Here is a 19,355-nt window from a genome sequence, read left to right as displayed (position 1 = left end):
GGGGGAGGGACGCATGCCGGAGGAGGCAGACCAGGTCGTCACCGCACCGAGCGGCACAAGCGACATCACCGGTACGCCCGATCTGCTCACCACCGTCCTCGATTCGCCCGATGTCGCCGGTGGTGCGCTGCCGGGCGGCCCGCCGTTGCTGGCGTCCCGGTTGACGCCGCCCGTGCCGCCCGAGCCGGTCCTGCTGCGTCCGCGGCTGCTGGACCGGCTGGAACAGGGCGCGTCCGGGCCGGTGACGCTCGTCTGCGCGCCGGCCGGCTGGGGCAAGACCACGCTGCTGTCGACCTGGGCGCAGGGGGAGCGGGACGGGCCGGCGCCGGCCTGGGTGACGGTGGCCGAGGGGGAGACCACCCGGCGGCTCTGGGGCTACCTCGCGGCGGCCCTGCGTACCGCCGCCGCCGACGACCCGGACGACGGGCCGCCGCCGGTGCCGGACGGACCGCCCCGGCCCGAGCAGCTCGAAACGCTCGCCGCCGCGCTCGCCGCCCGGGAACGGCCCGTGCTGCTGGTCCTGGACGACCTGCACCGGGTCACCGACCCGGCCGCCCTGACCGGGCTGGAGTTCCTGCTCCGGCACTCCGACGGCCGGTTGCGGCTGGTGGCGGGCGCGCGCGGCGAACCACCGCTGGCGCTGCACCGCTGGCGGCTGGCCGGTGAGCTGACCGTGATCGGCGCCGACGACCTGGCGTTCACCGCCGACGAGGTGGCCGACCTGCTCGTCGCGCACGGCGTGGCCGTACCCGCCCCGGCCGTGGGCCGGCTGGCCGAACGCACCAGCGGCTGGCCGGCCGGGCTGCGCTTCGCCGCGCTCGCGCTCGGCGACGGCGCCGACCCGGCCCGCGCGGTGGAACGGTTCGCCGGTGACCAGCCGGACGTCGCCGCGTACCTGCGGGACGAGGTGCTGGCCCCGCTGGAACCGGCGACCCGCGACGTCCTGCGCCGCGTGGCGGTGGCCGTCGCGGTCCACGCCGATCTGGCCGCCGCGCTGACCGGGCGGCCCGACGCCGGGCACCTGCTCGCCGAGGCGGCCCGGGAGGGCGGTTTCCTGCACCGGGACGGCGGCAGCCCGCAGTGGTACCGGCCGCACCCGCTGCTGGCCGACGTGCTGCGCGACGAGCTGGACCGGCTGCCCGCCGACGAGGTGCGGGAGCTGCACCGGCGGGCGGCCGGGTGGTACGGCACCCACGACCGTCCGGCCGAGGCGCTGCGGCACGCGCTTCTCGCCGGTGAGTGGGCCGACGCCACCGAGCTGCTCGTCACCCGCTGGCCCGAGCTGGCGCCGGACGAGCCGGCCGCCGTACCGGCCCCACCCGAGCCGCCCGCCGAGGCCGTCCGCCGGGATCCGGAGCTGGCGCTCGCCGCCGCCGCCGAGCGGGCGTACGCCGGGGATCCGGCCACCGCCGGCGCGCAGATGCGGCGGGCCCTCGCCGACGCCGCCGGCCTGCCCGCGCCGCGCCGCGACCGGTTCGGCCGGCTGGCCGCCGCCGTGGAGCTGAGCCTCGCCCGGCTCGGCGGCGACCACGAGGAGGTACGCCGGGCCGCCGACCGCCTGCTGGACACCGGCCCGGCGCAGGAGTCCCCGGGCCCGGACGACGGAGCCGGCGATCCCCGCGCCGGGTCGGCCGAGCGGGACGACGTGCGCGCGGTGGCCGGCGCCGCGCACGGGCTGGTCGCGCTGGCCGAGGGGGAGCTGTCCACCGCCCGGGACCGGTTCGCCACGGCGCGGGAGGCGGCGCGGCGGGCCGGGCGGCCGCGTACCGAACTGCTCTGCGTCAGCCGCTCGGCGCTGCTGGAGGCGGCCCGGGGCGCGTTGCGGACCGCCGAGGAGCTGGCCCGGGAGGCGCTGGCGATGCCGCCGTGTCAGGGCTGGTCGTCGCGGTCGGACTGCGGCTACGCGTACCTGGCGCTGGCGTTCGTGGACTGGCAGCGGGACCGGCCGGCGGAGGCCACGGCCCACCTGGCGCTCGCCGGGCCGGCCGGCGCGGAGCCGGGCGGCGCGGCGCTCACCGCGCTGTGCCGGGCCGGGCTGCTGGCCGACGGCGGTGACCCGGGCGGCGCGCTGCGCACGCTCGCCGAGGCGCGGACCGCCGCGCCCGGCCCGGAGCTGGGCGCGTGGCTCGCCGCCGACGAGGCGCAGGTACGCGCCGTCGTCGGTGACGTCGACGGCGCCCGGGCGCTGCTCGACGCGGCGGGCGACGGGCCGGCGCCGGCGCTGGCGGACGCGCGGCTGCGGTGGCGTGCCGGTGACGCCCGCGCGGCCGAGCGGGCGCTGCCCGACTGGACCGGGTCCGGCGCTGCGGACTGGCCGCTGCCGGTGCGGCTGGGCGCCGGGTTGCTCGACGCGGCGCTCGCCGACGCCTCCGGTGACGCCCGGCGCGCCGGGCGGCTGCTGGAGGAGGTGCTGGCGCTCGCCGAGCCGGACGGCTTCCGGCGCGTCTTCACCCGCGCCGACCCGGGGGTGCGGGACCTGCTCGCCGCGCGCCTGGACTCGGGCACCGCGTACTGGGCCACGGTGAGCGAGCTGGTGCGGGGCGTGGACGCGCAACCGGTGGCCGCGACTGCCGACGGTCCGGCCCGGACGCTCGACGAGCCGCTCACCGAGCGGGAGCTGACCATCCTGCGCTATCTCCAGAGCATCCTGTCCAACGTGGAGATCGCCGCCGAGCTGTCGTTGTCGGTCAACACGGTGAAGACGCACGTGCGCAACATCTACCGCAAGCTCGACGCGACCCGCCGGCGGGACGCCGTCCGGCGGGCGCGCGAGCTGCGGCTGATCTGACCGTCAGCCGTCGTCGGTGGCGGCGTCCACCACTGCCAGCAGTTCGGCCAGGTCGTAGCCGCCGTCGTGCCGGACGTCGTTGACGAACAAGGTCGGCGTGCCGTTGACGCCGCTGCGGATGCCGCCGACGAAGTCCTGTCGGACCCGGTCGGCGTACTCCTGCCGGCCGACCTCCGCGGCGATCTCCTCCGGCGACAGGCCGATCTGCTCGACGCCCAGCGACAGGTGTACCGGGTCGAGCTGGTCCTGGTGCTGGTAGAGCCAGTCGTACATCTCCCAGAACCGGCCCCGGGCGGCGGCGGCCTCGGCGGTCTCCGCGGCGCTCTCCGCGTACGGGTGGACGTTGGTGATCGGGAAGTGCCGGTACGCCAGCCGCACCATGTCGGCCCGCTGGCGCAGCACCTCGGCCAGGTTCGGGTACGCGGCGCCGCAGAACCGGCACTGGAAGTCGCCGTACTCGACGATGGTGACCGGCGCGTCCACCGGCCCGCGGACATGGTCTCGGTCGGTCACCGGGATCCGCAGCCGCGCGGTGGTGACCTGAAGTGGCGTGGTCATCCGGCACTCACCCCGCCGATCCCAGTCCAGCCGTGCGGGTAGAAGGCCAGCACCACCAGCCCGTTCGGATCACTCATGCCGCCCACGATGCCCGCGGCCCGGGTGAGGCGGGCTCACCCGGGCGGGGTGGTTCCCCGTCATCGCACGGCGAGGTGGTTGCGCACCTCCCGGATGCCTGGCGCGTTCCACACCACCCGCTCGATCTCCTCGCGTTCGCCGGGCGAGTGGACCCGCCCGTCCAGCAGCACCGTGTCGCCGTGCACCCGCACGTCGACCTCCTCGGCCTCGGTGGCGCGGTTGCGGGCCAGCGCGTCGACGATCCGCTCGGCCAGGTCACCGCCGTCGGCGCGCACCGCGGGGCGTACCGCGATGCCGTTGCTCACCCCGCACACGCCGGTCAGCCGGGCGACCGAGCGTTCGGCGGCCCGCCGCTGGTACTCCCACTCGACCTCGCCGTGCAGCGTGACCCAGCCGTCGGCCACCGTCACCTGCAACGCCTCGATCGGCACGAACGCGTCCCACTCCAGCGCCCGTACGGCCGCGACGGCGATCTCCGGGTCCTCCCGCCCGGCCGCGGTGTCGATCCGGACGGCGAGGTCGTTGGCGACCGCGCGGACCCGGGCGACCCGGTGCGCGGCCCGTTCGGCGGCCCACTTCTTGGCGTAGCTGTCGACCCGGCCGGTGAGCGTCACCACGCCCTCGGTGACAGTCACCCCGATCTCGTCCGCGCCGACCCGCGGTTCCCAGGTCAGCTCGTCGAGCACGGCGGACTGGATGTCCCGGTCGGTACGGGTGATCGTGTCGGTGGTCATCCGGCTCTCCCTCCCGTCGGTCGCGGCGCGGGCACGTGGTCCCGCACCCGCGATCCTGCGTCCGCCCCGGGTGAACGGCCCTCACCCGCTGCGGGTGAGGCAGCAGGACGGCCGCCCCCGGGAGGTCCCGGGAGCGGCCGTCGTCGTGTCGTACGGGCGGGTCAGCCGTCCAGGCCGGCCGGCGAGTTCGGCCGGTCCACGTCCACGAACTCGATCTCGTCCGCGGCGCGGTCCCGGCTGCCCGCGGCGCGCGCCGCGGTGCCGGCGGCCCAGCCGATCGCCGCGCCGGTGAGCGCCGCCGCGATCAGCAGCGTCCAGGGCAGGGCGGGCCGGCGGCCGGCGAGCGCGTCGAAGGCGAGGGACGCCCGGCGGCGTGCCTCGTCGGCGGCGGAGCCGACCAGGTCGGTGGCGTCGTCGGCCAGGCCGGAGGAGCTGCGGCGGGCGGTCCGGGTGGCGTCGCGCACGCTGTCGCCGGCGGAACCGACGGCGGAGAGCAGGTTCTGCCACGCCTGGTCGGCGACCCGCTCGGCCTTGCCCCGGCGGTCCAGCAGGTTGGATCCGAACATCGTTCTACCTCCTCGGGTGCCGAAGGCCGGCGGCCACTTCGGACTCCGGTGTCCATCCGGCGGGTTCACTGTCTCGGGCAGTGCCCCACCGGCGCCCGCGGCAAACCACGCGGTGGTTCCCGGCCTGCGAGCAGCGAACGGGACGAACCACCCGAACGCGCCGGGACCGGTGCCGACGGGACGTGCGTGCGCCCGCTACCCTGGTCGGCGGATCGGCGGGCCCGCCCGGTCGCACGGTTGGCCGCGACCCGCCATACAGGGGAAACTGGAACCCGGAGGTTCGGATTGGGTACGTCCAGGTGTGCCCAGTTCGCGAATTGCTCATCCCGGGGGGTGGCGACCGGGCCGTTGGAGGAATACTCTCGGTCGCGGCCCGCGTACTGATGAGGCGCCCGTCATGGGCGAGTGGAGGTGCTCGCGTGAGCCTGTCGATCGTGAAGTCGGTGCGGCCGGGTGGTGTCGTCCAGATCGCGCCCCGTGGGGAGATCGACGTCGACACCGCGTACGAGGTGCGGGAAGCGATCGCCGAGGTGCTCGCGAAGGGCCGTCCGTCCCGGATCGAGCTGAACATGCGGCTTGTCACGTTCATCGACTCGGTCGGCATCAGCGCCATGGTCGCGGGCTTCCAGACCTGCGAGGTCAGCGGCGTCAAGCTCGTGGTCATCGAGCCGAGCCGGTTCGTGCACCGGCAGCTCTGGGTGACCGGCCTGCTCGGCCTGTTCGGCGCGCCCGAGCCGTGGTTCGCCGACGACACCCCCGAGGTGCTGCCCGGCGCTTGAGCGCCGTTCACACCCCCTGCGGCCAGGGGACCTTCTACCCGTTGCCAGTCCGGCGTCGGTACGGGACGATCGTCGCGACGCACGACGGCGAGGGGGCCCGCTTGCAGAGCAGCGACAGCTTCAGCTACACCGTGCAGGCCCGGTGCACCCGGGCCGAAGCGGTGGCCCTGCTGGGTGACCTGAGTCGCCAGGGCGAGCTGCATCCGCTGATCGTCCGGGTCCGGAAGCTGCCGGCCCGGCCGGGCGCGCTGGCCAGCTACGCGATCACGGACCGGCTGCAACTCGGCCCGCTGCACTTCCCGGTCACGTACCAGGCGGACGTGCTCGTCGCCAGCGAGGACGAGGTCGTCACAGTGGCGCGGCAGCAACCCGCGACGACCGTCCGCAACCACACCCGCCTGCGCGACGAGCCGGACGGCACGGTACGCATCGACGTGGAGATCACGCTCACCGCGCCGGCACCGCTGTTCGGGTACGCGTTCCGCCAGGCCCGGGCTGCTCACCTGGGCCTGGCGGCGCGTCTCGGCGCGACCCTGGAGGGCCGACCGGCCTGATCCGGCCGACCCTCTCAGGCGTGGCTCAGTACACCGACAGGTGCACGTGGTTGGTGTGGTCGCTGGACGGGTCGCCGTTGCCGCCGCTGTACGACTTCCACCCGCTGCTGGGCAGCCAGATCTGCTTGAACCAGATCACGTAGAGCACGGCGAGCGGGTCGGCGTTGCGCACGAAGTACGCGGCCAGGTTGTTGCCGTACGTCCGGTCACCGCCGGAGGCGACGCCGCCGAAGCCGTCCTTCTGCGCGGCGAAGTCGCAGGCCCGCCCCTTCGGATGCTCACCCGAGCCGCTCGGCCGGTGGCACGAGACGTACCTGGTGAAGCCGGCCGCCTTGGCCTGTTGCAGCGCGTGCAGCGTGCGCGGCGTGATGCAGCCGTCCGCCGGGGTGGGGTCGTTGACGCTGCACGACTCCGACGGCCAGGAGCCGTCCGAGTTGCGCGGCGCCGGCTTCGCGTTCTTGCTGGAGGTGCCCTGGACGCTGCCACCGCCGCTGCTGCTGCGCGAGGCCCGGTCGTTCGCCACCTCAAGGGCGCGCTCGGCCTGCTCCTTGCGCTTGGCCATCACCGTCACCTGCTTGCGCTGCTCGCGGATCTCCCCGTCGAGCTGGGCGCGGGTGCGGGTGGCCTCATCGCGGGTGGCGATCAGGTCGCGCAGCGTACGGTCCTCGTGCGCGGCGACCTGCTCCAGCGCGGCGGCCCGGTCCATGAAGCCCTCCGGGCTGCTGCTGCCGAGCAGCGCCCCGGCGGTGCCCAGGCGGCCGTTGCGGTACGCCACCGCGGCGATCTCGCCGACCTTGGCGTCGCGGACGGCAAGCTCGGCGCCGACCGTCTTGAGCTGGTCGTTGAGCTGTTTCTGGCGGGTCACCGACCGGTTCAGCGCGGCCTTCGCCTCCAGCCAGCCCTTGCTGGCCGCGTCGAGCTGGGCGCGCAGTTCCGGCGTGCCGCCCTCGTCGTCGCCGCCGGGCGCGGCGGCGAGCAGGCCGGTCACCGGCGCCGCGGAGGCGGGGGAGACCGGAACGGTCGCGACGCCGAGGGTCAGCGTCGCGACGAGCAGGGCCGCCAACCGGGCGGCCGTCCGTCGTACAGGTGCCACTGGGGGCATTCACACGTCCTTCCGTCAACGCCGACCGGGTTAGCTGACGGGTTCGGGACGGAAGATCCCTACCGCTGACGCGGATGCACCCCACGTACGTGGTTCCCCGGCTCGTCCCTGCGGACGATTAGGCGACGGCCGCCCCACCGGGGCCGGGTGGCGTCCGCGGGTGCGGCCGCGACCGAGACTACCGGCGCTGCCCGGGCGCGGCTCCGTCGAGCAGCGCCACTAGGCGGGGCAAAACCGGCATAAGACTACATTAGCCACAGTGATTTAAGTGTGTCCTAATCACCACTCGGTCTGTCCGCACACTCCGGCCGACGCTCCGGGTTCGACCTGCAACGTGGCGTGATCGATGGAGAAGTCCTCGTGCAGGGCGGCCCGCGCGGCGGCCAGCACCCCGGCCGGGTCCACACCCGGGTCGGTGGTCAGGTGCGCCGAGGCCACCTCCATGCCCGAGGTGAGCGTCCAGACGTGCAGGTCGTGCACCTCGGCCACGCCCGGTACGGCGGCCAGCCGGTCGTGCACGGCGGTGACCTGGAGGTGCTCCGGCGCGGCCTGCACCAGGATGCGCAGCGCGGCCCGGCCGAGCCGCCAGGTGCGCGGCAGGATGAACAGGCCGATCCCGACGGCGACCAGCGGGTCCGCCCACCACCAGTCGGTCACCGCGATGACCAGCGCGGCGGCGATCACGCCGAGCGAGCCCAGCAGGTCGCCGAGCACCTCCAGGTACGCCCCGCGCAGGTTGATGCTCTCCTTCGACCCGGCGCGCAGCAGCGCGAACGCGACGATGTTGGCGAGCAGGCCGAGCACCGCCACCACGAGCATCGGGCCGGCCAGCACCTCCGGCGGCTCGCCGAACCGGCGTACCGCCTCGACCAGGACGTAGATCGCGACGGCACCGAGCAGTACGGCATTGGCGAGGGCGGCGAGCACCTCCAGCCGGTAGAGCCCGAACGTGCGCTGCGGGTCGGTGCCGGCGCGGCGGGTGGCGGTGATCGCGGCCAGCGCCATGCCGATGCCGAGGACGTCGGTGAACATGTGCCCGGCGTCGGAGAGCAGTGCCAGCGACCCGGTCGTGAACGCGGCCACCGCCTCGACCACCATCAGGGCGGCGAGCAGCGCGAAGGCGGCCCAGAGGCGGCCCCGGTGGCGGTGCGCCGCGTTGGTCACCGCGCCGCTGTGGTCATGACCTGCGCCCACGCCAACACCCTTCCTGCCCCGTACCGGCCAGGCCCAATGTATGTTCACATCGCTATGTATGCAACTGAACTGTGGGTGACGGCGGGGCCGGTCACCCCACCGGGTCGAGCGTGGTGAGGCGCTGGGTCGCCCGGGACAGCGCCACGTAGAGCGTGCGCACACCCGATCCCGGGTCGGCCCGGATCTCGCTCGGCGCCACCAGCACCACGCCGTCGTACTCCATGCCCTTGGCCTGGAGGCTGGTCACCACCTGGAGGCGGCCCGCGCCGAGCCCGCCCAGCCAGCCCGCCACCTCGTCCCGGCGCGGCACCGGCGTGATCACGCCGACGGTGCCCTCCACCTGCGCGAGCAGCGCCTCGGCCGCCTCGACGGTGGCCGCCGGCAGGTCGGCGGCGGGCACCGTGCGCTCGATCGGCGGCACGCCGGTGGACCGCACCGCGTCGGGCAGCGGCAGGTCCGGGTAGAGCCGGCGGATCTCCGCCGCCGCCACCGCGAAGATCTCCGCCGAGTTGCGGTAGTTGGTGGTCAGCTCGTAGCGGTGCCGCTTTCGCCGGCCGAGCGCCTGGTCACGGGCCCGGTCCAGCTCCTGCGGGTCGCCGGTCCAGGCGGTCTGCGCCGGGTCACCGACCACCGTCCAGGACGCCAGCCGCCCGCGCCGGCCGACCATCCGCCACTGCATCGGCGAGACGTCCTGCGACTCGTCCACCACCACGTGCGCGTAGTCGCGGTAGTCGTCCGGACGCTCCCGCGCCGCCGCGCGGGCGGCACGCTGCCGGTCGGCGTACGTGCTCAGCTCGCGCACGCCACCGGCGAGCTGGTACGGGTCGCGCTTGGGCCGGGCCCGCTGCACCGGCTTGCCGAGCAGCGCGTCCAGCTCGTCCAGCAGCGCGATGTCGGCCACCGTCAGGCCCTCGGTCGCCAGCGTCCGGTACGCGTCGCCGAGCAGCCGGATCTCCGCCGAGGAGAGGATCCCCCCGGCGTAGCGGCGCAGCCGGTCCGGGCGGGCCAGCCAGTCCAGCACGTGCCGCGGGTGCAGCCGGGGCCACCACGCCTTGAGGAACTCGCGGAACTCGGGCCGCTCGATGATCTCGTCCTCGAACGCGGGCTGCTCCGGCAGGCGTCCCACCCGCAGCGTGCGGGCCTGCGTGTAGAGCGCGGCGAGCACCGCGTCGAACGCCGCCCGGCGTACCTCGTTGCGGCGCGCCCCACGGGCGAGCGTCCGGTCCCGGATCGCGTCCAGCGCGGGACGTTCCAGGCGCAGCAGTTCGCCCCGGTAGAGCAGGCGCAGCTCGGCGGGGGAGTCCGGCACCGCGTCGCGTACCGCGCGTTCCAGCACCCGGCGCATCCGCAGCGACCCCTTCACCGCCGCCACGTCCGGCGGGTCGGTCCGGGACGCGGACAGGCCGGGGAACAGCGAGCCCAGCGAGTGCAGCGTGGCGGTCTCCTCGCCCAGCGACGGCAGCACCGAGGCGATGTACTCGACGAACACACCGGACGGTCCGACCACCAGGATGCCGCCGCCGGCGTACCGGGCCCGGTCGGAGTAGAGCAGGTACGCGGCCCGGTGCAGCGCCACCGCCGTCTTCCCGGTGCCGGGGCCGCCGGAGACGATCGTGACGCCGTTGCCGGGGGAACGGATCGCCTCGTCCTGCTCGCGCTGGATGGTGGCGACGATGTCGCGCATGCCCCGGCCGGTGGCCCGGGACAGCGTGGCCAGCAGCGCCCCGTCACCGACCACCGCCATGTCCGGCGGCGCGGCCTCCGGGTCCAGCAGGTCGTCCTCGATCCGGGTGACCTTCTCCGACGCGGACTGGATCGTGCGCCGGCGCACCACGCCGCGCGGCTCGGCGGGCGTGGCCTGGTAGAACGCGGCGGCGGCGGGTGCCCGCCAGTCCACCACCAGCGTCTCCGCGTCCACGCCCCGCACACCGAGACGGCCGACGTGCAGCACCTGCCCGGTACGCAGGTCCAGCCGCCCGAACACCAGCCCCTCGTGCTCGGCGTCCAGCACGTGCCGGCGCTGGGCGGCGTGGAAGACCATCGCGTCCCGCTCGACCAGCGCGCCGAAGTTGCCGACCCGGGCCAGCCGGTAGCCCTCCCGCTCGGCGTCGGCCGCCGACCGGCGCAGTTCGGCCAGCCGGGCGTACACCCGGTCGAGGTGGCGCTGCTCGGCGGCGATCTCCCGGTCCAGCGTGGTCTGGTCGGTCAACGCGGATGCTCCTGTGTTCGGAGGGCACGACGGGCTGAATGAGGGTACGGGCCGCCGGCAACCGGCACGCCGGGGCATGCCGCGCACGTGGCGTACGTCAGTGCCGCTCGCGAGCCGGAGACGCTCAGAGGCGGGTCGCCGGGCGCTCGGCCAGCACCCGGTCCAGCACGCCGGCGAGGGCCGCGTTCACCTCGTCGGGGCGCTCCATCATCAGCATGTGCCCGGCACCCGGGCAGACCGTCAGCTCCGTGGTGGGCAGCGCCGCCGCGATCGACTCGGCGCAGGGCGGCGGCGTGAGCCGGTCCCGGTCCCCGACCAGCGCGGCGGCCGGCAGCCCGCCGAGCGCGGCGAGCGTCTCCAGCCGGTGCTGGGCGCCGATCGAGGCGCGGAAACCGCCGATCGAGCGCAGCGTGGCCCGGGCCACCGCGGAGGTGACCAGCCGGATGTCAGCCGGGTCGCAGCGGTCGCCGAACAGCATCCAGCGGATGCTCGGGCGCAGCGCGCGCAGCAGCGCGTGCGGGGGCCGCCAGCCGCCGCAGCGGGCCAGCACCCCGGCGCCTGTCGTCTCGGCCAGCCGGATCAGCCGGGTGATCCGGGGGGAGAGGCCGTACGCGGTGTGCGTGTGCCCCTCGGCGGTGGTGGAGACGAAGACCAGACCGGCGGTACGCGCGGCGAACCGGTCGGGGTGGCGGTGGGCGTACTCCATCACCGTCATCCCGCCCATCGAGTGCCCGACCAGGACGATCGGGCCGGACGGGACGATCTCGTCGATCACCGCCGCCAGGTCGTCACCGAGCTGGGCGAGGGTGGCGTCGCGCAGCGCCAGGCAGCTCGACCGGCCGTGGCCGCGCGCGTCGTAGGTGACCAGGCGGACCCGGCCGCCGAAGCGTTCCCGCAGCTCGGCGACCTGACGGTGCCAGCTGCGCCCGTCCAGCGTCCAGCCGTGCAGCAGGACGGCGGTGACCTCGGCGTCGACCGGCCCGGTGACGCTGACGTGCAGGCGTACGTCGTCGGGGAGCCGCAGTTCCAGGTCCGGCATCGTCCACCTCCCGGGCCCGCCGGTGTGTGTCCACCGGATGACCCGGCGGTGACACCGGCGTTACCCGCCATGAGACCACGGCAACCGGCCCGGAGAGAAGATTCCGGTCCGGCCCCACGGCGTCGGATCGGTGACCAGGCTGGGAGGTATGCCGTCCACCAGTCCGCGCACCGCGCTGGCCGAGCTGCTCGCCGGCAACCGCCGCTTCGTCAGCGGCCAGCCGGTGCACGGGCACGACGTCACCGCCGCCGCGGCGGTGGCCTCCGGCGACCAGCAGCCGTACGCGGTGGTGCTGGGCTGTATCGACTCCCGCGTGCCGTTGGAGGCGATCTTCGACCAGACGTTCGGTTCGATCTGCGTGATCCGTACCGGCGGGCACGTGCTGGACCGGGCCGTCCGGGGTTCGATCGAGTACGTGGTGGAGCAGCTCGGCGTACGCCTGGTGATGGTGCTGGGGCACGAGCGCTGCGGCGCGGTCGGCTCCACGGTCGAGGCGCTGCGCACCGGGCGGCGGCCCGGTGGCGACCTGGCGTACGTGGTGGACCGGATCGCCCCGGCGGTGACCGACGTCGGGGTGGACGACCCGGACGCGCATCCGCTGGCGATCCGCCGCCACGTCCGGCGCACGGTGGCCGCGTTGCGCCGCGACGACCGGCTGGCCGGGCCGGTGGAGGCGGGTGAGCTGGCAGTGGAGGGCGCGCTCTACGACCTGGCCACCGGCGAGGTGACGCTGCTGCCGCAGGAGCAGACGCGAAACCGCCCGCCGGGGTGATCCCGGCGGGCGGTCGCGGTGGTGCGGGTGAGGGTGCTCAGCCCTCGAAGACGCCGGCCTCGACCAGGCGCTTCTCGGTGGCGTCCCAGCCGTGGCCCGGGTGGGCGGCGGCCAGGCCGTTGATCTCGGCGCGGATCTTGGCGGCGTGGCCGGCGGCGGCCAGCACGCGGATCTCCTCGACGAAGGCGTCGGAGTCGGTGCGCAGGTGCGCGGTCTTGCCGTTGGTCAGGTTGCGCACGTAGGCGTGCTTGCCGCCGTTGAGCGGGATCAGGTACTTGAACTCGCCCAGCACGCTGAGGGCGCCACCCTGGCCAGCCTGGCCGGCCCGGACGGACGCGCGCGCGGTCTTAGAGGTGTTGCTCGCCACGGAGGTACTCCTTGCAGACGTACGGTGGGGACGGAAGCCGTCCGGGGGCTGTATGCGGATGACGCCCGGGTGGGCGCCGGCCCGCGAAGATGTACGGCGGCACAGAACCGCCCAGAGAACTGTACACGACCACGACACCTGGCTGGTCGTCGCGGCGTCAGAGGGCATAACCGGGTCCGCCACCCGGGTATTTCCCGCTCCGGGGCCCGGCGAATTTTCCGATTCGCTGGCGCACCACCAGTCACTCGGGTCATCATGTGTGCCAGGTACCACTCGGTAGGACGAGGTCGTAGGGGAAGACGCACCTCGGCTCACCGGGAGGTCACCGTGCCAACGCGTGGCGTCGTATACGTCCACTCGACCCCGCTCGCCGTGTGCTCGCACGTCGAGTGGGCGATCGCGCGCGTCCTCGCCGCGCCGGTCAACCTGCACTGGACGGCGCAGCCCGTCGATCCGGGCGCCCGTCGCGCCGAGTGCGGCTGGACCGGCAGCCCGGGGACCGGCGCGGAGCTGGCCGCTGCCCTCCGGCAGTGGCCCATGATCCGTTTCGAGGTCACCGAGGAACCCAGTCCCGGCGTCGACGGCGAGCGCTTCATGTACGTACCGGGCCGGGGCCTGTTCCGGGCCGCTGTCGGCGCGGCCGGCGACATCCAGCTCGGCGAGGACCGACTCCGCAGCCTGATGGCCGCCGCGCGCGGCCCGGAGGCGCTGGCCCACGCCCTGGACAAGGCGCTCGGCACCGCCTGGGACGCCGAGCTGGAGCCCTACCGGTACGCCGGCGACGGCGCGCCGGTGACGCTGCTCACCCGGGTCGGGTGACGGCGGCCGAGTTGCCCCGATACGGTGGGCCGCGTGTCGATTTCCCCGCGGCGCTCCGCCGTCGCGCTCGCCGCACTGACCGCGCTGCTCGTCTCCGGGTGCTCGGACGGGCCGGACCGGCCCCGGCCCGCCCCGACGAGCCCGGCGCCGTCGTCGGCCGCCCCCGCGCCGAGTGACCCGCCGGCCGCCGATCCGGCCGCCCGCGCGGCCGCGCTCGTCGGCACGCTGAGCGACGAGGACCTGGTCGGGCAGGTGCTGATGCCGTACGCCTACGGCAGCTCCGCCACCCAGGTGTCAGCCGGCTCGGCGGCCGGGAACCGGGCGCTCGCCGGCGTCGACACCCCCGCCGAGATGGTGGCGAAGTACCGGCTCGGCGGGCTGATCCTGGTCGGCTTCAGCGCCGACGACCCCACCTCGGGCAACCAGGCCACCACGAACGTGGACAACCCCGAGCAGGTTCGGGCGCTCACCGACGGGCTGCGCGCCGCCGCCGGCAAGCTGCCCGCCGGCGCCGCGCCGTTCCTGATCGGCACCGACCAGGAGTACGGCGTGGTCACCCGGATCACCGACGGGGTGACGCTGCTGCCCAGCCCGCTCGCCGCCGGCGCCGCCGGGAACCCGGCGCTGACCGAGGCCGCCTGGCGGGCCGCCGGGGCCGAGCTGGCCGCGATGGGCATCAACCTCGACTTCGCGCCGGTCGCCGACGTGCTGGCGACCCGCAGCGCGGTGATCGGCTCCCGCTCCTTCGGCGCCGACCCGGCGACCGCGTCCCCGCAGGTGGCCGGCGCGGTCCGCGGCCTGCAGGCCGAGGGCGTCGGCGCCGCCGTCAAGCACTTCCCCGGGCACGGCCTGAGCGCCGAGGACTCGCACACCGAACTTCCAGTGATCAAGCAGTCCCGCGCCGAGCTGGACCGCCTCGCGTTCCCGCCGTTCCGGTCCGGCATCGGCGCCGGGGCCATGGCGGTGATGTCGGCCCACCTGGACGTCAAGGCCGTCGACCCGGGCACCCCCGCGACGTTCTCCCGCAAGCTGCTCACCGACGTGCTGCGCGGCCAGCTCGGCTTCCAGGGCGTGGTGATCACCGACGGGATGAACATGGCCCCGGCGAAGAAGTGGTCGCCGGGCGAGGCCGCCGTACGCGCGCTCAACGCCGGCAACGACCTCATCCTGATGCCCCCGAACGTCACCCAGGCGTACGACGGGCTGCGCGCCGCGCTCAAGGACGGCTCGCTGCCCCGCGCCCGCCTGGTCGAGGCGGTCACCCGGGTGCTGACCATGAAGTTCCGGCTGGCCGGGCGGGACACCCCGGCGCTGTCCACGCTCGACGGCGCCGCCCACCGCAAGGCCGCCGACGACCTGGCCACCGCCGCGGTGACGGTGCTGCGCGGCAAGTGCGGCGGCGCGGTGCCCGGCCCGGTGAGCGTGACCTCCTCCGGTGGCCGGGAGCGCACCCGCAAGCTGCTGACCGAAGCGCTCACCGCGGCCGGGGTCAAGGTGGTGCCCTCCGGTGGCACCGTGGTGCACCTGGTCGGGTACGGCGACGGCGCGAAGGACCTGAGCGCCGGCGCCGCCGTGACGGTGGCGATGGACACGCCGTACGTGCTGTCCGGGGCGAAGTCCCCGACTCTGATGGCGACCTACTCGTCCACCCGGGCCTCGATGACCGGGCTCGCCGCGGTGCTCGCCGGCAAGGCCCGCCCGGCCGGCCGCTCCCCGGTGCCGGTCTCCGGCCTGCCCGCCACGACCTGCCGTACCTGACCGCCGCCGTAACTCGGATGCGGCCCGGGGCGGCCGGCTGGCAGGGTGGCGCCCATGGGAGAGGCGGCACAGGGATTCCGGTACGTCGAACGCGCCGACGGCACGGTGGTCATCACGCATCACGGCCGGGTCGCCGGCACGTTGCGCGGTGGCCGGGCCGCGCAGTTCCTGGCCGAGGTCGGCGACGACCCGCAGCTGGCCATGGCGCGGTGGACCGGCAACTACCGGCGGGGCAACGAGCGGACCGCCCGGCAGCACCCCCGCAACCGCGGCTGAGAGGCGCGGAAGGGCCCCTACTCCGACGGAGTAGGGGCCCTTCCGCGCATCCGATCAGGGGCGGGTGAAGACCAGCGCCACGTTGTGCCCGCCGAAGCCGAACGCGTTGTTCAGCGCCGCCGGGATCTCCATGTGACGCGCCTTGTGCGCGGCGACGTCCAGCGTCAGGCCCTCGTCCGGGTCGTCCAGGTTGATCGTCGGCGGGATCACGCCGTCCCGGATGGCCAGGATGGTGGCGATCGACTCCAGCGCGCCGGCCGCGCCGAGCAGGTGCCCGGTCATCGACTTCGTGGCGGTGAGCACCGGGTGGTCGCCGACCGCCTGACGCAGCGCGCCGATCTCCAGCATGTCCCCGACCGGGGTGGAGGTGGCGTGCGCGTTGACGTGCACGATGTCGGTACGGGCCACGTCCGCGTCGGCGACCGCCCGGGCGATGGCGCGGATGGCGCCCTCACCCTCGGCGTGCGGCTGCACGATGTCGTACGCGTCCGAGGTGATCCCCGCACCGGCCAGGCGCGCGTACACCCGGGCGCCCCGGGCGGCGGCGTGGTCGGCGCGCTCCAGGATCACCACGCCCGCGCCCTCACCGAGGACGAAGCCGTCGCGACCGGAGTCCCACGGCCGGGAGGCCCGCTCCGGCTCGTCGTTGCGGGTCGACATGGCCCGCATCGAGCTGAAGCCGGCGATCGGCAGCGGGTGGATGACCGCTTCGGTGCCGCCGGCCACCACCACGTCGGCCCGGCCGGCGCGGATGATGTCCAGGCCCAGCGCGATCGCCTCCGCGCCGGTCGCGCAGGCGCTGGCCACGGTGTGGACGCCGGCCTTGGCGCCCAGCTCCAGACCGACCCAGGCGGCCGGGCCGTTCGGCATCAGCATCGGGATGGTGTGCGGGGAGACCCGCCGCGGTCCGGACGCCTCCAGGATGTCGTCCTGGGCGAGCAGGGTGGTGGCGCCGCCGATGCCCGAGCCCACGCTGACCGCCAGGCGCTCCGGATCCGGCGCGGCCTCGTCCAGACCGGCGTCGGCCCACGCCTGCTTGGCGGCGATGATGGCGATCGCCTCCGAGCGGTCCAGCCGGCGCAGCTTCACCCGGTCCAGCACCTCGGACGGGTCGACCGCCAGTTCGGCGGCGATCCGTACGGGCAGTTGCGCGGCCCACTCCTGGGTGAGCGCACTCACCCCGGAGCGGCCGGCGAGCATGGCGTCCCAGGTCGACGCGACGTCCCCGCCGAGCGGGGTCGTCGCGCCGAGCCCGGTGACGACGACGTCGGGACGACTCATGATCAGGACTGCGCCTCGATGTAGCTGACCGCGTCCCCGACGGTCTTGAGGTTCTGCACCTCGTTGTCCGGGATCTTGACGCCGAACTTCTCCTCGGCCGCCACCACGACCTCGACCATGGAGAGCGAGTCGACGTCGAGGTCGTCGGTGAAGGACTTCCCCTCGGCCACGTCGTCCGGGTTCACCCCGGCAACCTCTTCGAGGATCTCGGCGAGGCCGGCGGTGATCTCGTCACGGGTCATTGCGGTTGGTTCCTCTCATCGGGGGTTCCGGTGACCGGCGTCGCCGGTCACGCACCTCGGCGCGTTCGCGCCCGAGGGGGTCTCAGGGGCAGCGCACGACCTGACCGGCGTAGGTCAGGCCGCCGCCGAAGCCGAACAGCAGCACCGGGGCGCCCGAGGGCACCTCGCGGCGCTCGACCAGCTTCGACAGGGCCAGCGGGATGCTCGCCGCCGACGTGTTGCCGGACTCGACGATGTCCTTGGCGATGATCGCGTCCGGGATGTTCAGCCGCTTGGCGATGCCGTCGATGATCCGGGCGTTGGCCTGGTGCGGCACGAACGCGGCCAGCTCCGACGGGTCCACCCCGGCGCGCTCGCACGCCTGCAGCGCGAGCGGGGCCAGCGCGGTGGTGGCCCAGCGGAACACCGACTGGCCCTCCTGGGTGATGTACGGCTGCCAGCCCTCGATCCGGACCGCGTCGCTCTTCTCCGGGGCGGAACCCCAGACCACCGGCCCGATCCCGGCCGGCTCGTCGTCGGCGGTCGCGCTGACCACCGCCGCCCCGGCGCCGTCACCGAAGATGATGCAGGTCGAGCGGTCGGTCCAGTCGGTGAACTCGGAGAGCTTCTCCGCGCCGATGACGATCGCGTTGCGCGCCGCGCCGGCCCGGATCGCGTGGTCGACGGTGCCCAGCGCGTACGCGAAGCCGGAGCAGGCGGTGTTGAGGTCGTACGCCCCGGGCGCGTTGATGCCCAGCTTGGCCGCGACCCGGCAGGCCACGTTGGGGCTGCGGTCCACGGACGTGCAGGTCGCCACCACGACCAGGTCGATGTCGGCGGCGGTCAGCCCGGCGTTGGCGAGCGCCTTGCCGGCGGCGGCGGCGGCCATGTCGGCCACCGTCTCGTCGCCCGCGATCCGCCGGGTGACGATGCCGACCCGGTCCCGGATCCACTCGTCGTTGGTGTCGACCATCTGGGCGATCTCGTCGTTCGTGACGACGCGGGAGGGCTGGTAGTGCCCCATCGCGACGATCCGGCTGCCGGCCATTTAGTGCGTTCCTCCGATACGGACGAGGGGCTGGCCCGGTGCGACCGGGTCGTCGTGGTGCGCGAGCCACTCGACGAGCGGCCCGTTGTCGTGTGCGGTCACCTCGACCGGTCCCCGGCCGGTGGTGACGTGGCCGAGGACCTCACCGGCGCGTACCTCGGCGCCCTCGGCCGGTCCGGCCGACAGGTCGAGGCGCCCGGCGGCGGGGGAGACGACCACCCGGAACGACGGCGCGGTCGGGCGGGCGGCGAGGCCGGCGTGCCGGGCGATCAGGCGGCGCGCGGCGGGCAGGTCGGCCGGGGTGTTCAGGGTGACGATCTCGGGTGCGCCCTCGCCCTTGAGCTCCCGCTTGACCAGCCCGGCGAGCGTGCCGGCGGGCGGCAGCTCGATCACGCCGGTGACGCCGAGGTCGGCCAGCGTGCGCATGCACAGGTCCCAGCGGACCGGGGCGGTCACCTGCCGGACCAGCCGGCGTACCGTCTCCGGGCCGTGCCCGACCGGTGCGCCGTCGAGGTTGGACAGCAGGATCCGGGCCGGGCCGGAGGCCGGGACACCGGCGGCGACCGCGGCGAGCGCGGTCTCGGCCGGCGCCATGTACGGCGTGTGGAACGCGCCCGCCACCTGGAGCCGGATGACCCGGGTGCGTGTGGGCGGCTCGGCGGCCAGCTTGTCCAGCGCGTCGACCGCGCCGGCGGCGACGATCTGACCGGCGCCGTTGCGGTTGGCCGGGTGCAGCCCGTGCGACTGAAGCGCGGCGAGCACCTCGTCCGGGTCGCCGCCGAGCACGGCGGCCATCCCGGTCGGCTCCAGCGCGCAGGCGGCGGCCATCTCCCGCCCGCGTACGCCGGCGAGCGTCACGGCGGCCTCGGCCGGGAGCACCCCGGCCAGCGCGGCGGCGCCCAGTTCACCGACGCTGTGCCCGGCGACCAGCCCCACGTCGCGCATTGGCAAATGCTCGGCGGCGAGCAGCGCGGCGGCGACCAGCAGCGGCTGGGTGCGGGCGGTGTCCTTGATCTCGTCCGCGTCCGCCCGGGTGCCCAGGTGGATCAGATCCACCCCGGCGAGCGCCGACCACCAGCGCAGACGCGCCTCGGCGCCGGGGAGGTCGAGCCACGGCGCGAGGAAGCCGGGCTTCTGTGAACCCTGTCCGGGAGAGAGTACGGCGAGCACGTGTACGACTCTGACGGATCCCGGCGTGCCGCGCTGTAACGT

At 74.9% G+C, this 19,355-nt stretch carries 19 protein-coding genes and 1 riboswitch; of the genes, 7 read left to right on the top strand and 12 right to left on the bottom strand.

Annotated features, from left to right (window positions below):
* The first annotated feature begins 13 nt into the window (after positions 1–13).
* On the top strand, positions 14–2,788 hold the full coding sequence (locus CLT75_RS16745; protein ID WP_135241479.1) for a winged helix-turn-helix domain-containing protein: 2,775 nt from the start codon (positions 14–16) through the stop codon (positions 2,786–2,788).
* A gap of 3 nt (positions 2,789–2,791) precedes the next feature.
* Here the strand turns inward: CLT75_RS16745 and CLT75_RS16740 are convergent, their stop codons facing one another.
* From CLT75_RS16740 to CLT75_RS16730, 3 genes are all read right to left on the bottom strand, one after another.
* Positions 2,792–3,346 (bottom strand): DsbA family protein, encoded by a 555-nt coding sequence (locus CLT75_RS16740; protein WP_135241478.1) that lies wholly within the window; start codon positions 3,344–3,346, stop codon positions 2,792–2,794.
* A 137-nt stretch (positions 3,347–3,483) separates the two neighbouring features.
* Entirely contained in the window at positions 3,484–4,158 is a 675-nt protein-coding gene (locus CLT75_RS16735) for a BON domain-containing protein (RefSeq protein ID WP_135241477.1), read from the bottom strand.
* A gap of 161 nt (positions 4,159–4,319) precedes the next feature.
* Positions 4,320–4,724: a hypothetical protein gene (locus CLT75_RS16730; RefSeq protein WP_135241476.1), complete on the bottom strand. Its 405-nt coding sequence runs from the start codon at positions 4,722–4,724 to the stop codon at positions 4,320–4,322.
* Positions 4,725–5,143: 419 nt separating this feature from the next.
* On the opposite strand from CLT75_RS16730, the gene CLT75_RS16725 reads away from it, so the two are divergent.
* A complete protein-coding gene (locus CLT75_RS16725; protein WP_135241475.1) occupies positions 5,144–5,503 on the top strand; it encodes an STAS domain-containing protein in 360 nt (119 codons plus the stop codon).
* A gap of 101 nt (positions 5,504–5,604) precedes the next feature.
* Positions 5,605–6,057: an SRPBCC family protein gene (locus tag CLT75_RS16720; protein ID WP_135241474.1), complete on the top strand. Its 453-nt coding sequence runs from the start codon at positions 5,605–5,607 to the stop codon at positions 6,055–6,057.
* 25 nt (positions 6,058–6,082) lie between these two features.
* Here the strand turns inward: CLT75_RS16720 and CLT75_RS16715 are convergent, their stop codons facing one another.
* The 4 genes from CLT75_RS16715 to CLT75_RS16700 form a co-directional block, all read right to left on the bottom strand.
* Positions 6,083–7,159 carry a VldE C-terminal domain-containing protein gene (locus CLT75_RS16715; RefSeq protein ID WP_135241473.1) on the bottom strand — a complete coding sequence of 359 codons (1,077 nt, stop codon included), beginning with the start codon at positions 7,157–7,159 and terminating at the stop codon, positions 6,083–6,085.
* Positions 7,160–7,163: 4 nt separating this feature from the next.
* A riboswitch (cyclic di-AMP (ydaO/yuaA leader) is annotated at positions 7,164–7,294 on the bottom strand.
* A gap of 144 nt (positions 7,295–7,438) precedes the next feature.
* The gene (locus tag CLT75_RS16710; protein ID WP_135241472.1) at positions 7,439–8,353 is read right to left on the bottom strand and encodes a cation diffusion facilitator family transporter; all 915 of its coding nucleotides are present in this window, start codon (positions 8,351–8,353) and stop codon (positions 7,439–7,441) included.
* Positions 8,354–8,444: 91 nt separating this feature from the next.
* Entirely contained in the window at positions 8,445–10,562 is a 2,118-nt protein-coding gene (locus CLT75_RS16705; RefSeq protein WP_135241471.1) for an AAA family ATPase, read from the bottom strand.
* 124 nt (positions 10,563–10,686) lie between these two features.
* The gene (locus tag CLT75_RS16700) at positions 10,687–11,601 is read right to left on the bottom strand and encodes an alpha/beta fold hydrolase (RefSeq protein WP_135241470.1); all 915 of its coding nucleotides are present in this window, start codon (positions 11,599–11,601) and stop codon (positions 10,687–10,689) included.
* Positions 11,602–11,749: 148 nt separating this feature from the next.
* On the opposite strand from CLT75_RS16700, the gene CLT75_RS16695 reads away from it, so the two are divergent.
* Complete coding sequence (locus CLT75_RS16695) at positions 11,750–12,373, top strand: carbonic anhydrase (RefSeq protein ID WP_135241469.1); 624 nt, start codon at positions 11,750–11,752, stop codon at positions 12,371–12,373.
* 37 nt (positions 12,374–12,410) lie between these two features.
* Here the strand turns inward: CLT75_RS16695 and CLT75_RS16690 are convergent, their stop codons facing one another.
* Complete coding sequence (locus CLT75_RS16690; RefSeq protein WP_099164126.1) at positions 12,411–12,740, bottom strand: hypothetical protein; 330 nt, start codon at positions 12,738–12,740, stop codon at positions 12,411–12,413.
* A 327-nt stretch (positions 12,741–13,067) separates the two neighbouring features.
* Here CLT75_RS16690 and CLT75_RS16685 point away from each other — a divergent pair, with 327 nt between their 5' ends.
* Genes CLT75_RS16685 through CLT75_RS16675 form a run of 3 tightly spaced genes read left to right on the top strand, consistent with a single transcriptional unit; the run spans position 13,068 to position 15,593 of the window.
* Positions 13,068–13,559 carry a DUF3145 domain-containing protein gene (locus CLT75_RS16685; protein ID WP_135241468.1) on the top strand — a complete coding sequence of 164 codons (492 nt, stop codon included), beginning with the start codon at positions 13,068–13,070 and terminating at the stop codon, positions 13,557–13,559.
* A gap of 33 nt (positions 13,560–13,592) precedes the next feature.
* On the top strand, positions 13,593–15,317 hold the full coding sequence (locus CLT75_RS16680; protein ID WP_135241467.1) for a glycoside hydrolase family 3 protein: 1,725 nt from the start codon (positions 13,593–13,595) through the stop codon (positions 15,315–15,317).
* A gap of 54 nt (positions 15,318–15,371) precedes the next feature.
* Positions 15,372–15,593, top strand: coding sequence for a hypothetical protein (locus CLT75_RS16675; protein WP_013287840.1), 222 nt, complete (start codon positions 15,372–15,374; stop codon positions 15,591–15,593).
* A gap of 54 nt (positions 15,594–15,647) precedes the next feature.
* On the opposite strand, the gene fabF is transcribed toward CLT75_RS16675, so the two are convergent.
* The 4 genes from fabF to CLT75_RS16655 all read right to left on the bottom strand — a co-directional run bounded on the left by fabF (position 15,648) and on the right by CLT75_RS16655 (position 19,313).
* Positions 15,648–16,874 carry a beta-ketoacyl-ACP synthase II gene (gene fabF, locus CLT75_RS16670; protein WP_135241466.1) on the bottom strand — a complete coding sequence of 409 codons (1,227 nt, stop codon included), beginning with the start codon at positions 16,872–16,874 and terminating at the stop codon, positions 15,648–15,650.
* A gap of 2 nt (positions 16,875–16,876) precedes the next feature.
* Complete coding sequence (locus CLT75_RS16665) at positions 16,877–17,116, bottom strand: acyl carrier protein (RefSeq protein WP_007072348.1); 240 nt, start codon at positions 17,114–17,116, stop codon at positions 16,877–16,879.
* Positions 17,117–17,198: 82 nt separating this feature from the next.
* Positions 17,199–18,143, bottom strand: coding sequence for a beta-ketoacyl-ACP synthase III (locus CLT75_RS16660; RefSeq protein WP_135241465.1), 945 nt, complete (start codon positions 18,141–18,143; stop codon positions 17,199–17,201).
* Positions 18,144–19,313, bottom strand: coding sequence for an acyltransferase domain-containing protein (locus tag CLT75_RS16655; protein WP_135241464.1), 1,170 nt, complete (start codon positions 19,311–19,313; stop codon positions 18,144–18,146). It abuts the gene before it with no gap.
* Positions 19,314–19,355: the final 42 nt, after the last annotated feature.

The organism is Micromonospora sp. CNZ285 (assembly GCF_004637285.1).
This window is presented reverse-complemented; position numbering and strand designations above follow the sequence as displayed.

Coding starts and splice junctions, on each gene's coding strand:
- CLT75_RS16745 (WP_135241479.1), top strand. CDS start 14: ATGCCGGAGGAGGCAGACCAGGTCGTCACCGCACCGAGCGGCACAAGC.
- CLT75_RS16740 (WP_135241478.1), bottom strand. CDS start 3,346: ATGACCACGCCACTTCAGGTCACCACCGCGCGGCTGCGGATCCCGGTG.
- CLT75_RS16735 (WP_135241477.1), bottom strand. CDS start 4,158: ATGACCACCGACACGATCACCCGTACCGACCGGGACATCCAGTCCGCC.
- CLT75_RS16730 (WP_135241476.1), bottom strand. CDS start 4,724: ATGTTCGGATCCAACCTGCTGGACCGCCGGGGCAAGGCCGAGCGGGTC.
- CLT75_RS16715 (WP_135241473.1), bottom strand. CDS start 7,159: ATGCCCCCAGTGGCACCTGTACGACGGACGGCCGCCCGGTTGGCGGCC.
- CLT75_RS16700 (WP_135241470.1), bottom strand. CDS start 11,601: ATGCCGGACCTGGAACTGCGGCTCCCCGACGACGTACGCCTGCACGTC.
- CLT75_RS16695 (WP_135241469.1), top strand. CDS start 11,750: ATGCCGTCCACCAGTCCGCGCACCGCGCTGGCCGAGCTGCTCGCCGGC.
- CLT75_RS16675 (WP_013287840.1), top strand. CDS start 15,372: ATGGGAGAGGCGGCACAGGGATTCCGGTACGTCGAACGCGCCGACGGC.
- fabF (WP_135241466.1), bottom strand. CDS start 16,874: ATGAGTCGTCCCGACGTCGTCGTCACCGGGCTCGGCGCGACGACCCCG.
- CLT75_RS16665 (WP_007072348.1), bottom strand. CDS start 17,116: ATGACCCGTGACGAGATCACCGCCGGCCTCGCCGAGATCCTCGAAGAG.
- CLT75_RS16660 (WP_135241465.1), bottom strand. CDS start 18,143: ATGGCCGGCAGCCGGATCGTCGCGATGGGGCACTACCAGCCCTCCCGC.